Source organism: Shewanella sp. NKUCC06_TVS (genome assembly GCF_019345515.1).
GTDB classification, from domain to species: Bacteria; Pseudomonadota; Gammaproteobacteria; order Enterobacterales; family Shewanellaceae; genus Shewanella; species Shewanella oncorhynchi.
Window position 1 is genome coordinate 173,151 of the sequence record NZ_JAHKQX010000003.1, and the last position, 16,069, is coordinate 189,219.

Consider the following 16,069-nt stretch of genomic DNA (forward strand, 5'->3'; position numbering starts at 1 on the left):
TAATTTCAATCATCTCCTTGCCTGTTGGTTTTATTCTGGCGACAATGATGCCAAATCACAGGGACTATAAAGTGCAGCCATTTTTGCAAATCACCTCACATTACATTCGTCTTTGCTTGTTTCTGAGTCTGATTTCAGTCACATCAGTCGCGGCAGCAGATGATTTTATCAAATTATCTGTTACAGGCGTGAATGAAGCGCTTCGAAGCAACATAGTTGCTCACTTAGGCGCTTTACCTGAATCTGAGGTGCAGCGCCGTGCCTTTTTGTTTAATGTCGATGACAATATCAGCACCGCCTTAGAATCCATGGGCTACTATCACGGTGAAGTAGAAGAAAAGCTGATTGAGCATGACAAGGGACCGTGGGAATTAAAACTTGAAATCAGCCCCGGCGAGCCAACCATTGTTCAGTGGGTCGATATTAATTTTAGTGGTGAAATGCTTGATGACCGAGCCTTCGATCAATGGCTCGCAAAGGTCAACATTAAACCCGGCGATGTGTTAAATCACGGTGTTTACAGCGACGTAAAATCGCAACTGGTCACCTTAGCCTTGGCACGAGGTTACTTCGATGGCGAATTTACTGAATCACAAATTAAAGTTAACCGCGATATTAATACCGCACAGGTAAGTTTGCATTTTGATTCAGGCAAACGTTACCGATTTGGCCAAGTCAGTTTCGATGGCCATAACTTAGAACCCGATATATTAGAGGATCTTATCCCCTTTAAAGAAGGTGCTTCATACTCAACTCGCCGTGTAAGCGCCTTGAATCGTCAGTTATTAGATACTGGTTATTTCGCCAATATCAAAGTGATCCCGCAAATCGATAACGTCGAAGATAACCATATTCCAATGCGAGTCGAATTAACACCTAAGGCAAGTCACGCAATTGAACTCGGTTTTGGTGGTGATATTGGCAAAACAGATCAAGCCTTTGATCCGAGGGTGCGCGTGACTTGGCGTACACCACAAATCAATAAATACGGGCATTCCCAAGAAACCAGTCTCGAATGGTCGCCCGATAGACCAAAGTTATTAACCACTTATACGATTCCGCTCACGCATCCCTTAGACGATCAATTGAAGATCCGCCTCGGTTTGCTGCGGGACAAATACGGTGTGACTCAGGTATATGATGCCGAGAATCGTGATTTTAGTAACACAGGCCAGCTCGAGTCGACTAAGTACCTTCTGGGACTATTACGTCAGCAAAGACTAGAAAATCAATGGCTAATGAGTTATTCGTTGGAGGCCATACGCGAAGAATATACTCAGTCTGACGTCGATTATATGCCGTCGTTTTATCTGGCAGGAATTAACTTTTCTCGGACTAGCCGGGGTGATAACTCACTGGATCCTAAATCCGGGTTTAGACAAATTTACAGCCTAGACTATGCCGATCCCTATTTAGGATCAGAAACCCGCCTAGCCCGCTTGCAAGCTAAATTTAAATGGATTGATACCTTCTTCGATAACCACAGAATCGTCGCTCGTATTGATTTAGCTGCCAACTTAGCTAACGAGAATGATCTTGCCTCTATCCCACCATCACTACGCTATTTTGCCGGTGGCGATCAGAGTGTCCGCGGTTATGGTTATCAAGAACTCGGCCCCTATTTAGACTATGTTGCTGACGATGGAAAAACCAATCGCGAGGTTATCGGTGGCCGCTATTTAATGGTTGGTAGTTTGGAATATCAATATTATGTGACACCCACTTGGCGGGTCGGCACATTTATCGATGCGGGTAACGCCTTCGATAATAATCAATTTGAACCTGTCGTCTCTGTCGGTGGCGGTATCCATTGGATCTCCCCGATTGGTCCAATCAAATTAGATTTAGGGGTCGGATTGAAAGAAACTGAGACCATTGAAAGATCATGGCGAATTCACCTAACCATGGGGACAGATCTATGAGCCAGCCCCCAGAGCATAATAAGCCAAGCGAACAAGATATCGTTGATAATCCCATCATTGAAGCCAATGAAGCCGAAGCCACTGAAACCATAGTGACCTCTGTCACCCCATCGGTGTCATTCATTCAAAGACTGTGGCGGCAGTTCAAACTCTGGACTCGGATTATTATCTATGTGCCATTGGGGCTTTTAGTGTTAATCGCCCTATTACTCGGCACTGAATTTGGCTCGCGCATTACCGTGGGTTTAGCCGATCAATTTGTACCCGATCTTGAACTGACTTATACCTCTGGTTCCATTAACAAAGACTTAGCCCTATCTCACGCGGCTTGGTCTATGGCCGGAATGAACGTGCAACTTGAGGATCTGCATTTACTGTGGCAACCCGCCTGTTTGCTGCAGAAACGCTTATGCGTGAATAGCTTATCTGCGGCTAAAGTCGATGTCACTATTGATACCCTAGCGCTTTCTGCAGACTCAAACGAAGCGCCAGTCGCGCCACTTGATGAAGAACCCAGCGAGCTCCTATTACCCTTTGATATTGTTTTAGATTCTGCTGAACTCAATGGTGTTAATATCCAAGTGGATGATATGCAATTTACCGCTAATCGTCTTAACGCAGAAGCACAATGGTTTACCGAAGGTTTGTCGGTTAAACAGCTATCCAGCGAAGGATTATTCATACTGATCCCTGCATCAACCGATGTAGCAACGCAAGCCAGCACGGCAGCGGTAACGAATGCAGCAAATCCCAACACTGCTAAGAATACTACACCGACACCATCGGCCAGTCCGTCGCTAACAAAAGAGGCTGAGGCTGAATGGGCTTTAGCACAATTGCCACAAGTATTTATGCCTTTCCCTGTGACAGTCAATGCCCTAACGTTAGACAACACCACACTGCAAATCGGCGATCGTAAAGATGTTTTTGGCCATGCAGAACTACAAGGCAGTTTCCGTGAATACCAATTGACCTTAGACCATCTTGCCATCAGCCACACCGATGGCAGCGTCGATATCACTGGCAGCCTAACACTTGATAAAGATTATCCACTCGATTTAGAGGCAAATCTCACCCTTAACCAACTAGTCGAATTGCCAGATCTCACTCATCAAGTATTAACGTTAAAGCTGAGCCAAAGTTTAGGGCAACTTCAGGTGAATGCCGTCGCCAAGGGCGATGCCGACTTTACGCTAGATGGCCAAATAACACTGCAAGACCCTAACCTGCCCTACAAGGTGAAACTTGAACAAACACGGCTTCAGTGGCCACTGAAGAACCCTGAATACTCGGTAAGCAATGCCACACTCGATAGCCAAGGCGACCTTAATCGGCAAGAGGCGAGTCTTACTGGCCAACTGATCACACCCTTTCACAAAGTGCTCGACATAGACACTGACATCCAACATCAAGATGCTAAGTTAACCATCAATAATCTTGATGTAATGGGCGCGATTGGTAAGGTCAAGCTCACGGGCGAACTCGATTATCAAAAAGCCATTAGCTGGAACGCCAATCTCTGGATCAATGACGTCAAATTACAAGAAATACAGCTGCCACAAACGGATACAGCGCAAAGTACAACGGGTTTACCGGACAGTTTGATTTCAGGAAAATTACGCACTAAAGGCTCATTTGCAGCCCCCCGTTGGCAAGTATCCCTGAGCGATACTGAGCTCACTGGCACTTTGCAAGGTTATCCCTTCGATATTACAGGGGATATCAGTGTGAATGATTCCCTGTATGTCAGTGCTAAGGGGCTGAACGCCAAAGTACTAGGTTCAACTCTGGCACTTAAAGGCGAAGCCAATGCCAACTGGGATCTCCAAGGTGAATTACAAGTGCCCGACTTTGGCCTGTGGTTACCTAAGGCCAGCGGCCAACTACAGGCGCAGATCAATGTCACTGGTGATGAGAAACACCCCCAGGTCGAGCTTACAGCGCAGCTGGCAGAACTTTACTATCAAAACATTAAACTGCAGGAATCTAATTTAAAGGCCTATTACAAGCCGCTAGATCAACATGAATTTGCTATCTCGCTAAAATCAAAAACCTTACAGATTGCAGAACAAAATTTAGATACAGTGACACTCGGGGCGAAAGGTACCATTAACGCTCAAAAACTCACCCTCAATGCCACGGGCGATCTTGGGCTCGATGCAACGATGAGCAGCCAATACGATGTGAAGAAGTCACGACTACAGCTCGATGTTGATCGTTTAAATCTCAACACGCCCGTAGGCCTATGGCAGCTCGATAACACCATTAATCTGGCTTGGGACCAAATCAAGAATCAAGGCAGCATTACGCCCTTTTGCCTCATGAATCCCAATAGCCGTATCTGCCTAAACAGTAATACACCAATAGGTAAAAAAGGCAGTGCACAGGTGAGCTACTCAGGTAATCCAGGGCAATTACTTGTCCCAATATTACCAACGAATATGCGTTGGAACGGCCCTGCATCGCTATTAGCCAATGTTGCATGGGCTGCTGGCCGTAAGCCTACTGCCGATGTGAACTTTGATTTTGCCCCCGGCAGCATTATGCTCAAACGGGATAAAAATCGTGAAGTCACCATTAATTACCAAAACCTGTCATTAAAAGCGACCTTAGATGCAAAACGGCTGGCGACGGTTTTAGATTTTGAATCAGAAGGCGTGGCCAGTTGGCAGAGTGAGATTAACGTCAATGTCACACCCGATCGCACCCTGTCAGGTTATGCCAATATCAAGCAAATCAACTTGCAGCCACTTGGAGAGTTTTTTCCTCAATTAAATACAGTGCAAGGTTTGCTGACGAGTCAACTTAACTTTGCGGGTAGTCTAGATGCGCCCGAAGTATCGGGGAGCATGGCCTTAACTGAGGGCGCCTTAGCCCTAACAGCAAACCCAACATTAATCGACAAAATTGACATGTCGATGTCATTTGCGGGTCAACAAGCGCAGCTTAAGGGACGCTGGATGATGGGCAATGGTTTAGGCAGAGTGAATGGTCAACTGCAATGGCCCCAAGGTCAATTTAGTGGCGAGTTAGCCCTCGAAGGCGATAAGCTCGCCGTGATCCAACCACCACTGGCTATTCTCGATGTCTCCCCCGAGATCAACTTAACCTTCAACAGTAAGCAACTAGCAGTAAAAGGAAAAATAGCGGTGCCTTCTGGCAACATTAAAATTGTGCCATTAGCGGAAGGCGGTGTCGCAGCCTCCGAAGACGTGGTATTTGACGATTCCATTGCCGCCACTCAGCCTAAAACTAGCCCCTACGCCATCGTTGCAGATCTGAATATCAGTGTGGGGAACGAACTCAGAATTGATGGTATGGGTCTCAAAGGTAAACTCCAAGGGACCTTAAAGCTACAGCAGCAAGCTTTCCGTCCTCCTTTGCTCTTCGGTAATATCAAAGTCAATCAAGGTAGCTACAAGTTTATGGGCCAAACCCTAAAAATCCGTACTGGTGAAGTGCAATTTGTGGGGCCAACGTCATTACCAAACCTGAATATTGAAGCGATACGGGAAATTAAGACTGAAGACTTAGTGGCAGGTGTACGCGTCACAGGCACGCCATCACGCCCAGTGGTGACCTTATTCTCCAATCCCGCCAAAGAGCAGGCCGAAATCTTGTCTTACATTATCAAAGGCAGTGGCTTTAACAGCGCCAACAATGAGCAAAATAACTCGCTGATGATGGGCGCGGCACTCGGTTTAGGCTCACAGGTGGGCGGTGGCGCAATTAACAACCTAGGGAATACTGCGACAGGACTCATTGAAGAATTTGGTTTCTCTAACGTGCAACTCGACACTAATGATGAAGGGCGTGTGGCGATCAGTGGCTTTATCGGCGATAACTTAATGGTGAAATACGGAGTAGGTGTATTTAACCCTGGTTACGAAATGACAGTCAGGTATTACTTGCTCTCACAACTCTATCTAGAAACCGTGTCAGGCACTTTAGGCCAATCACTTGATATCTATTACAACTTCAATATCAAATAACCATATGAATACCAAAATATTGATACTACAAAATTAGCATCCAATTACTCTAGCCAAACAACCTCAAAATACGAGTTACAGTATGTTGAGGTTGTTTGGGTAAAGCCTAAGTGTCTACCTATAAATACAAACAACTAAAAATCAGCCACAAAAAAAGCGCCCTTAGGCGCTTTTTGCTTCAGTTACGACAATTAAGCGTAAACGAAGTCAACATGTTCAATGATTGGCTTGAACACGTGGCGTTGCATAGCTTGTGCACGAACACCCACTTCTTTACCATCAACAACGATAGTCAGAGTAGAAGTGTAGAAGTCAGCATTAGCTTGAATGTTAATGATATCTTTGTGATCAAAAACAATAGAAACTGGCTCTTTGCCTTGGCCATAAATAACAGCAGGTACTTTACCAGCATGGCGTAGGCGGCGGCTCGAACCTTTCCCTATTTCAGTGCGGGTTTGTGCTTGGATAGTGTAAGACATGTGTTTCTCACTTAAATTTAGAGTAAAAAGTTGCCGGCATTTTCGACCAATGACGGCTCATATAAAGCGCGCGAATACTAACATAGATACCCAAAGCGCACAAGAATACCGCAAGCCCTCTATTTATCGGCGTCAGCGTTAGCAAAACAGACCGCTATTTATAAAATTGAGGAACTTGTATCTTGGCTGTTACGGCAGAGAAAAGGCTTTGATCTCAAACAAAAAACACGAGATCTAGATCACACTGGGAAATTGAGAAGCCTGTTAAGCTCGGGCAAATTTCGATAACTGCTGTGTCAAAAAATGCGTCATGCGCTATACCAGTTACAACAAGAAAATAGACTTTCATGCCAACTGGCCCGTGAACTCGTCTCTCTTATCGAAACCGTTCCTTATCAGCAAAATACCCTCGAATTAAAATTCTTAGAATTGCTTGCCTGCACCCAACAAAAAAACCGCAGCTTGATCTTACTTATGCAAATTATTGAGTCTGTCGATATTGAGTCGCAGAGGCAAAGACAATATCAATTTTCACAACGTCTCAGCCTATTGATCTGTGATTGGCAACAACATAGAGAAATGAACAAACTCAATCAACAATTTATCCCGCTGCTCAGACATTACTTGATCGAATCGCAAGCCTTGGAACAAGATTTTTATCAGCAGATCCAACAACAGATCATTGCTACCAGTGCCTTACCGGACCACAATCGACGTGCACAAAGCCAGAATTAGGATAATAACCCACACCACCGAGTTTCAGGGATAAAGCCGCCTCTCTGAGGGTTTTTAGTTTAACGCTAGGGATCGCTATGTCCATCGCCATGCCGCGCATGTGATAACTCTTCTTAGCAACTCCGCCACTGTGGCTCACGAGCATGGCATTGGTTTTTGGTGAACGGTAACCAGAAATTACATGGATTTCATCGTTGGTATTCAAGGTTGTTTTGAGCGAGTGGAGTAAATCAAATAAGCGCTTATCCATAGGCGCTGCCACATTCTGACGATGATCCCGCAGCAAATGATTAAAATTGTCTAACACCTTGCTCTGATAATGACCATCTACCCAGTAACTACCATCATCGCGCTCGCCAGTATGACGATTAAACAAACTTAACTCGCGGATCCCTTTGGTTGAACGGCTGGCAACTGCTTTTGAGGGAATAAAGGAACATAATGCCACACCACTAAGGCCTAACAATAACTGCCTACGGGCAGGACATATTAAAGTCACATGATCACCTTTTGTATGCTTTTCGGTCACTAGTAAGGCAAATTATACTGAATAAGCCCTAAGATCAAGTTTTGCCAACCCCATTCTGAGTAGGATTTCAAAATGCCAAGCGAGTTCAGATGGTTATCTTGCTCAGCTTTACAGCACAAAAACGTTAATGTTGTTCCAAAACCGTGGCAGGCACAGCATTCGTCAGCTCAGGTTCCAAATGATAAATATCGCGACGGTATTGCTCCTGCCCACTATCGTCTAACCATGCAGTCCAGTAAACCAGATGCACGGGCAACTTTTCGGAAAGTGAAAACCACTGGGGTTCAGTAATACCAGGGGCTAACTTGTCCCATAAACGTTTGTCTTTTACTAAATGCTCTTTAAACCACTGGGCTAATTCAGTGGCTTTTTCAATACGAATACACCCAGATGATAGTGCCCTATCGTCCTTTTTAAAGAGACTTGGCTCAGAAGTTCCATGTAAATAGACACTGAAACTGTTATCAAAGTGAAACTTATATTTACCTAATGCATTCTTCGCCCCAGGGCGTTGTACAAGCTGATAGGGAAACGAAGCGCTGGCTAATGCCTGCCATTCCTCTGGCATGCGTTGCACCCGTTGACCGTTATAATCGTACACATCAAATTGACGTTCATTAAGATAATGACCATTTCGCTGAATTTGCGGCAGAATGTCCCGCCGTAAAATGCTGCTAGGCACTCGCCAACTAGGGTTAAGCACCACGCTAGAAATCTGACTGTCCAAAATCGGTGTTTGCCGAGAAGATTTACCCACAATAACCTTGGAACTTAACACTGGCGTACCATTATCGACCAACGTCATCTCAAAAGCGGGCACATTAATCAGCAAATAACTCGGCTCTAATTTACGTTCAAACACTCTTTGTCGAATAGTGTTTTTAGCTAATAGTACCGCCCTCGCCCTTGGCGATTGGTTCACCCAAAATAAGGTCTGCTTACCTATCACCCCGTCCTGTTTTAGCCCATGCTTTTGCTGAAAGCGCTTAATGTCAATCATAAGTTCTTCGGTATAAACTTGATTCACTCTAGGCTCAGTGGCTAAGTCTCCCAATATCCACATACGCTTTGCTATGGTATCAACGATTTGATGACTCATTCCTAAGGTTAACTTTTCATCTAGCACTAAAGTTTCCCATGGTTCAATTGTGTCCAATTGCACTAAATGGGCGATTTGCTTAAGCACCCTTTGATATTGGGGATCCACTGGAATAACGGATGAAACCGTCCCTGGGGCTCCAGCGTTGTTACATTCAGCGGATGTCATCACATAATGCCAGTAACCGGTAACATCAGCTTGGATTCGTACTAAATCAGCAGTAGATAAGGTATTAGGAGAAAGTGTTAAGTCACGATAATGCTGGCCAAATACTGGATTAACGCCTGCGAGATCCAATAGCAACACCTGTGGCACTAAGGCCGCAATCGGCAGCACAGCAGTAAGATCTTCAGCTTTACCCTCAAGATTTGGCTGTGCAGCAATACTCGAATTTGATGTCAGGGATTGAGCGCCATCAGCTGCACCTACCTTTGGCACTAAAATTATTGGAATACAGAAAAAAAGGCTGAGTAATAGTTGCGCTAGATTACGCCTCGTCGGCATAGGGTTAATCTGCAATGCTTTCAAGTTCGCGATGTTGAACTCCTGCTCTATCAATTTGAGTTCTCTCACGTTTAGCGCTACACGCATGGATGGGGGCAAATAGCGAATGATCTTTTTCAATATCATAAATACTCCCTTAGCTATTTTTAAGGTCACCTGAGAGCCAGCGGTTATATCAGTTAACAACACTGTTATATGACTATTCCATGGAGATCAATTAATTACTAGAGGTTAACTCCAGATAATGAAAAGAAAAATGCCACTGAGGTCGTCAGTGGCATTGATATCAAACAAACTCGCATAAATATGCTGAGCAAGTGCTCGTTAGCAAAAAGACACGAGATCTTCTTCGACAAATTGCTCTGGTAATTTCTGTAGGCTACGTAACATCAAAGGATTTGCCAACACCATCGCCATTTCTTGACGATTGAGTAAAGCTAATGCGCTCTGTTGACAACGAGCTTCATGCACCTTCACATGCACTATGGCTTCCATCGCTTCAATTGGTGTACCCGCAGCACGCAAAGGCTGTTTATCCACCATGGCTAAATGCAATTCCATCAACGCAGGGTCTTTAAGTACCTGTGCTAACGTCCAAGGCTCAGCAATGTGTCTTTGGTAAGCGGCGCGCGCTTCTTGCGCTTGCAGACAAATTTGCGCAGGGTTACGTTCTTCTGGTGTTGCAAGAATACCGGCACGCTTGAACACTTCGCCAATTTTAACTGAACCTGTCCATGCCGAAATAGGCACAGCAATCCACAGACCGATCAACGCCGGACTCATCCAAGCTAACAAAGTCAAAGAATCCAAAATAGCCGCATAACCTAACATCACACCTGCCAGCATATGCCAGCGGTGACGATAGATTAACGTCATCCAAGGCATACTGCCGTCATCACGACGTTGCGGCGACCAACCACTGTCACGCCCCATCAGAATTGACATCACAGCACCACAATGGATAAACATCATGATAGGTGCAATTAGCGCTGAAAGTATGACCTCAAAGATCACACTGAATATCGCTTTAATTCGACCACCAACACTGCGAGCAAACTCACCGTCTTTAAGCAGCAACAAGACCCCAAAAACTTTAGGGCCAAACAAAACCCCCATAGTAATGTAGAACAATCTTAATGCCCTATCCGAGTCCATGATGGGCCAAGTCGGGAACAATGAAAATTGATCGGTGAAATATTCAGGTCGAATAAAGTGTGCCTGCAGGGCTAACATCAAACCAGTCAAAATCAACATCAACCAGAAAGGAGATGACAAATAAGCCATGATACCCGTCAGTAAATGTAAACGGCTTACCCAGTGCAAACCTTTAGTCGGCAAAATACGCGAATGCTGCAAGTTACCTTGGCACCAGCGACGATCACGCACGGCTAAGTCGATAATCGACGGTGGACATTCTTCGTATGAACCCGGTAAGTCATAGGCAATGACCACACTCCAACCCGCACGGCGGATCAGCGCAGCTTCAACAAAGTCATGGCTCATGATATGACCACCAAAAGGTGGCTTACCCTTAAGGTTGGGTAATCCGGCCGCGGTCATAAAGGCTTCGGTGCGGATTATGGCGTTGTGGCCCCAGAAGTTACCTTCTTTTTGTACCCACCAACCTAACCCGGTACCAATAACCGGGCCATAAATACGCGCCGCAAATTGCTGTAAACGGGCCATTAAAGTGGTGCCATTGATCAACGACGGAATCGTTTGGATCAAACCCGCATCAGGATCGGCCTGCATGCGCTGAGCTAAGCCAGTGATGGTTGAAGACTCCATCAAACTGTCGGCATCAAGCACTAACAAGTGATCATAACGCGACCCCCAACGACGGCAAAAATCGGCTACGTTACCCGCTTTACGGGCGACGTTTTTACGACGGCGACGGTAATACACCCGCGAATGCTTATGGGTTTCTTGGCGTAACACCAGAAACGCCTGCTCTTCGAGCAAAGCAATATCGGGATCGGTAGTATCACTTAAGATAAACCAATCAAAAGCATGACCATGACCCGTTTGCGACAAGGTTTCAGCCATTACTGAAACCGCCGAGAATACCCTATCAGGAGATTCGTTATAGGTCGGCATCAAAATCGCGGTTCGCGTATGCAGTTCAGTCACTTGCAAATCTTTTGCCCGTGGTTTTCGCAGTAAAATTAAAAAACCTGCAATACCGCTACAAAACGCCAAAGCAATCCAGCAGAAGTTAACCGCAAACAGCACTAGCACTAAATATTCCAGAGGAGTAATTCCGCCAATGCTAAATACCGCCCCCATTTCATAGATAGCAAACAAAGATAATAATAAAGCCCCACCCACCACAAACACACGACGGTAGGTACGCGAGCGTACCCCATCAGCCACAGTGCTACGGCGAGGGAATCCCTCTGGCATCTTACTTAAATTTTGGGGTTCCATAGCGCCAGGCCGTTCATTTGGCATAGCACTACCACCCACGAGGACTTCCGTCTCGAGTACCGAGTTATCGGATACAGTCATATCATGTTGCTCCGTCATGAACCTTACAGCGTCCAGCGATAGAGCCAGGTTTCAACCTGACGAGGAGTTGGGAACTTAAGTTCAGCGCGCAGTTCGATAAGATCTTTATCTTCTGGCTCTAATTCAAAAGCTAAGCGATAGCCATTTTTAGCGGCATTACGGGCAATCACCACGTTCGTGACCACACCACCAGAAGCTTCAACTTTAGCGACTGGCATTTCATCTGTCATCGGACCTTCAACTTGATAGTCGACCACAAATAAACGTCTTGGAGTCGCCTTAGCAATATCGGCACGACCACTGGCAGAGCGAGAAATATGTACGGCACCGACTTTCGCAGCAGGTTCTTCACCCCAACTCATGCGATAGGCAAAATGAAATTCACCGCCAGCAGGAATAGGCTGACGTGGTTTCCAATAACTAACAATGTTGTCATGAATTTCAGACTCTGTCGGAATTTCAGTCAACACCACTGAACCTTGCCCCCAATTACCCACAGGCTCAATCCATAGGCTTGGGCGACGTTCGTAATGGGCTTCTAAATCTTGATATGACGCATAGTCACGCTCACGTTGGATCAGACCAAATCCCTGAGGCGAGTTGTCAGAAAACGCACTGACTTGTAACTGACGTGGATTAGCCAATGGGCGCCATAAATGCTCACCACGACCATTTAACATCAATAAACCATCAGAATCATGTACTTCAGGTCTAAAATCATCGGTGTCGTGACGACCATTGAGTGAATGTAAGAACATGCTAGTGCTGGGTGCTAAACCGACTTTGCTCAGCTCAACTCGAGGAAACAGTGTCGCTTCTACATCAATCAAGGTGTTATCACCGGGACGGACAGAGAAAGTATAGGCACCTGCTACGCTTGGGCTATCTAACAAGGCATGCACAACAATCAAGTTGCTGTCATTGTGTGGACGCTCAACCCAGAAGGCGCGAAATATCGGGAATTCTTCCCCTTCAGCGTCAGCCGTTTTTAACGCCAAACCGCGGGAAGATAAGCCATAGGCGTTACCTTTACCTAAAGCACGAAAATAACTCGCACCTTGGAATACCATAAGCTCGTCAAATACACCGTTAGTATTCAATTGGTTATGAATACGGAATCCTGAGTAGCCAATGTCATCATTTGGTAGCGCTTGAGTAATCACTTCACCTGCGGTGAAATATTTAGGCTCATAGGCTAAGTGCGTTGCATTCTGACCTTCTACAATCGCAATCTCGATCAGATCTTGAAAATAGAAACCACGGTGGAACATTTGCATTTGAAATGGCACACCCTGATCACGCCAAATAGACGCAGTCGGGTTAAAACGAATATCTCTGTACTCATCGTATGACAGTTTAGCAAGGCCAGCTGGCAAAGGATCTTTGAGGGTCACATAAGGTTTCGCTGCCAAACGTTTTGCAATCTTCACGACAGTTTCGCTATCAAAAGCGCCTGTCTTAGTGAATCTGATTTGATTTTTTGTACTGGGCTGAGAAATCACTTTCGGTGGAGTAACCACAGGAACTGCCTCGGCGGGTTTTGTCTCTTCAGCGTACGCGACACCAGACAGGGCGACTACAGCGCCTAGCGTCAGTGAACATATGAGTGACGAATAAGGTTTGGACGATGGGCAACGCAACAAGCTAACCATAGATAGGTAACCTAAAAAATAAACTAAGAAATCAATGTTTTTTATGTATACAGTGAATTTTTTTCACTCTGATTTAGGGATGAAAAAAAACAGTTGCTTACATATCGCGAAAGATATCAGAAGGAGAAAAAAACTCATAAATAAAGATGCAGTTAACCCCTTCTACACAATACTATTTGAGAATAAGCTTATACCAAAAATGAATATTAAAATAACATTATCATGCTTATTTCTGTTTTCAAAGTTACAAAAACAAATTAAGTGATCCAAATGCTACATTATTGAAAGTAAAATGAGCCTTTTTACACCTCAACTAAGTGTTGATGATCATAGATGAAATATCACAATAAGCGAATCAATCCGTTGGTAAGCCTAAGGATTAACACTAAGACAGCAGGAAAATTCAAAATTTTACCCGCTTAAATGTATCAAAACAACTGAGCTGATGTCACTGAAACTGCGGATCTATTTTAACATTTCATTGCCTGAACTATTTTGGCAGAAAAAGTGTCACAGATAATCCACCTTGATCCCTAGGCGCAATCACTAAACGACCTTGGTGCAATTCTATGATGTGATAACAGATAGACAAACCTAATCCCGCTCCTATGCCTTCATTTTCATTCACACGATAAAAACGTTCTGTCGCATTGGCAATCTGCGGCTCTGTCATGCCTTGGCCTCGATCCGCGACACAAATACAGATTTCATCATCCAAAGCATGGGCCGACACTGAAATCTCCGATTCCTGTGGACTGTATTTACAGGCATTTTCGATAATATTCTTCAATACAAGTAGCAAATAAAAACGATCACAGGTCACAGTTAGATTGGATGCGATATCAATATTCCATTCATAATCTGTGATTTGTGGCATTAATTGATTAAGCGCATCTTCGACCATAGGCAAAATGGCGTGGGATGACACATTAAGCTCATTAATCGAGTCCACCCTTGCTAATACGAGTAATTGTTCAACGGTATGACTCATGTGCACTACGCCAGCATCTATCGCAGCTAAATGGAATTTCTGCTGCGGATCATCATCAATCAGACTCTCTAAGCCATGTTGATGTAATTTAATCACAGATAATGGCGTTTTAAGCTCATGGGCCGCATCGGCGCTAAAACGACGCTCACGGGCGATAAATCGCGCGATACTATTGATATATAAGTTCAATGCGCGCCGAACAGGGACTAATTCTTTAGGCAATGACATAGTCAACGGGGTCAAATCGTTGGGCGCACGTCCAATTAATTCTCTTTCAAAGGTTTTTAATGGCCGAAACAAGAGATAAAACAAGAAGCTAACAATAATTAATGTTAAAGGCACTACCATTAAAGGTACGATCACGGCGTTATGCATGATTTGCGATACGAGCTCTTGGCGTACTTCATCCTGTTGAGCAGTGACAATCCAAACATGATTTTTAACCGAAAAAAAACTGAACACATGCCAGAGTTCTCCTTCGAACACTTTCTTATGATAACCCTGTACGAATCGACTGATAGGTTGATGACCAATATTATCCGATAAAACTAAGGCTTCACCCGCCTCACTCCAGATTTGAAACGCCAATTTATGCTCATAGGCCAGTTTCAGCGCATCGGCCTTTTCGGCAAAGGAACTGATCTGGCTATCGGGAACGTGGAGCACTTGGGGTATGACGAGATCCTGAGCTGTTGCATCGGGCTCAGTATGATAGAACAACTCCAACATTTTAGCGGTTTGGAGCATTTGCGCATCGAAGAGTTCTTCGATTTGATGCTTAGAATCCCGAGTACTCAACCAGCTAGACACAGCGACGGATACTGAAATACCTGACAAAATTAATAATGTCAGTACCAAACGCAGTGAATACACATCTAGCCCCTTTAATCGAATCACTTCTTTTTCCTAACGACTATGCTTCAAGTCATCACTGCGTTATCAGTACCCAAAAACGTGGAGCTTGTCACTTAACTCTTCAAATTAATTTATTTCAATCAAGGTATAGCCTATTCCACGCACGGTTTTGATTAATTCATTGGCAAGTTTTTTGCGCAGATGGTGGATATGCACTTCTATTGAATTACTGCCGACTTCATCCCAGCCATAGGTTAACTGTTCTAACTGGCTGCGGGTCAATACACGCCCTGCCGACTGAGCGAGTTCGAGCAGTAATTGAAATTCACGCCGTGAAAGCAGCACATTTTGATCACGAAAGGTCACTTCACGGGTATTTAAATCGATACACAAAGCACCAATAATCAAACTGTTGTGATCGAGCCCATACTGACGTCTGACGATAGCACGAATGCGCGCGGCTAATTCACGCACATCAAAAGGTTTACCGAGATAATCATCGGCGCCCATGTCTAAACATTCGAGCTTAGTGTCAAAATCCGTATTAGCGGTCAGAACTATTGTGGGAATTGACACTCCCTGCTGGCGCCAAGCTTTAAGTAACTCTTTACCATTACCGTCAGGCAATCCCAGATCGAGCACTATGGCACTGAAGCTTTCATTTTTAACCCCCAACAAGGCTTGCTGATAACTATTAAGGTGATCAACTTGCATACCCAGCTTCGCCAAACTCAAGCAAATTCCTTGGGCTAATAACTCATTGTCTTCAACCAACATAATACGCATTCAATGTCCTTAACTGA

General features: G+C 44.8%; 10 protein-coding genes. 3 read left to right on the top strand and 7 right to left on the bottom strand.

Features of this window, described 5'->3' with window-relative positions; all coding sequences use genetic code 11:
* Nucleotides 1-71 precede the first annotated feature (71 nt).
* Nucleotides 72-1,922, top strand: a complete 1,851-nt coding sequence (locus KO531_RS04620; protein ID WP_028760161.1) for an autotransporter assembly complex family protein — start codon at nt 72-74, stop codon at nt 1,920-1,922.
* Nucleotides 1,919-5,914 carry a translocation/assembly module TamB domain-containing protein gene (locus KO531_RS04625; protein WP_219250498.1) on the top strand — a complete coding sequence of 1,332 codons (3,996 nt, stop codon included), beginning with the start codon at nt 1,919-1,921 and terminating at the stop codon, nt 5,912-5,914. Before KO531_RS04620 ends, KO531_RS04625 begins: the two co-directional genes overlap by 4 nt.
* A gap of 191 nt (nt 5,915-6,105) precedes the next feature.
* Here the strand turns inward: KO531_RS04625 and rplY are convergent, their stop codons facing one another.
* Nucleotides 6,106-6,393 carry a 50S ribosomal protein L25 gene (gene rplY / locus KO531_RS04630; protein ID WP_028760163.1) on the bottom strand — a complete coding sequence of 96 codons (288 nt, stop codon included), beginning with the start codon at nt 6,391-6,393 and terminating at the stop codon, nt 6,106-6,108.
* Between the two features lie 303 nt (nt 6,394-6,696).
* On the opposite strand from rplY, the gene KO531_RS04635 reads away from it, so the two are divergent.
* Nucleotides 6,697-7,128, top strand: a complete 432-nt coding sequence (locus KO531_RS04635) for a hypothetical protein (RefSeq protein WP_106650352.1) — start codon at nt 6,697-6,699, stop codon at nt 7,126-7,128.
* Here the strand turns inward: KO531_RS04635 and KO531_RS04640 are convergent.
* The 6 genes from KO531_RS04640 to KO531_RS04665 all read right to left on the bottom strand — a co-directional run bounded on the left by KO531_RS04640 (nt 7,079) and on the right by KO531_RS04665 (nt 16,052).
* A complete protein-coding gene (locus KO531_RS04640) occupies nt 7,079-7,627 on the bottom strand; it encodes a DUF882 domain-containing protein (protein WP_028760165.1) in 549 nt (182 codons plus the stop codon). The genes KO531_RS04635 and KO531_RS04640 overlap by 50 nt on opposite strands.
* 154 nt (nt 7,628-7,781) lie before the next feature.
* Nucleotides 7,782-9,386, bottom strand: coding sequence for a L,D-transpeptidase family protein (locus tag KO531_RS04645; RefSeq protein ID WP_251068839.1), 1,605 nt, complete (start codon nt 9,384-9,386; stop codon nt 7,782-7,784).
* Between the two features lie 198 nt (nt 9,387-9,584).
* Nucleotides 9,585-11,768: a glucans biosynthesis glucosyltransferase MdoH gene (gene mdoH, locus KO531_RS04650; protein WP_105252289.1), complete on the bottom strand. Its 2,184-nt coding sequence runs from the start codon at nt 11,766-11,768 to the stop codon at nt 9,585-9,587.
* 23 nt (nt 11,769-11,791) lie between these two features.
* Nucleotides 11,792-13,420 carry a glucan biosynthesis protein G gene (locus KO531_RS04655; RefSeq protein WP_049821716.1) on the bottom strand — a complete coding sequence of 543 codons (1,629 nt, stop codon included), beginning with the start codon at nt 13,418-13,420 and terminating at the stop codon, nt 11,792-11,794.
* 490 nt (nt 13,421-13,910) lie between these two features.
* Entirely contained in the window at nt 13,911-15,308 is a 1,398-nt protein-coding gene (locus KO531_RS04660; protein ID WP_219250499.1) for an ATP-binding protein, read from the bottom strand.
* Between the two features lie 84 nt (nt 15,309-15,392).
* Nucleotides 15,393-16,052, bottom strand: coding sequence for a response regulator transcription factor (locus KO531_RS04665; RefSeq protein ID WP_028760171.1), 660 nt, complete (start codon nt 16,050-16,052; stop codon nt 15,393-15,395).
* Nucleotides 16,053-16,069 lie beyond the last annotated feature (17 nt).

What these genes read in the sequence shown, in the direction of transcription:
- KO531_RS04655 (WP_049821716.1), bottom strand. Translation starts at nt 13,420, where the DNA reads ATGGTTAGCTTGTTGCGTTGCCCATCGTCCAAACCTTATTCGTCACTC.
- KO531_RS04635 (WP_106650352.1), top strand. Translation starts at nt 6,697, where the DNA reads ATGCGTCATGCGCTATACCAGTTACAACAAGAAAATAGACTTTCATGC.
- KO531_RS04665 (WP_028760171.1), bottom strand. Translation starts at nt 16,052, where the DNA reads ATGCGTATTATGTTGGTTGAAGACAATGAGTTATTAGCCCAAGGAATT.
- rplY (WP_028760163.1), bottom strand. Translation starts at nt 6,393, where the DNA reads ATGTCTTACACTATCCAAGCACAAACCCGCACTGAAATAGGGAAAGGT.
- mdoH (WP_105252289.1), bottom strand. Translation starts at nt 11,768, where the DNA reads ATGACTGTATCCGATAACTCGGTACTCGAGACGGAAGTCCTCGTGGGT.
- KO531_RS04625 (WP_219250498.1), top strand. Translation starts at nt 1,919, where the DNA reads ATGAGCCAGCCCCCAGAGCATAATAAGCCAAGCGAACAAGATATCGTT.
- KO531_RS04645 (WP_251068839.1), bottom strand. Translation starts at nt 9,386, where the DNA reads ATGATATTGAAAAAGATCATTCGCTATTTGCCCCCATCCATGCGTGTA.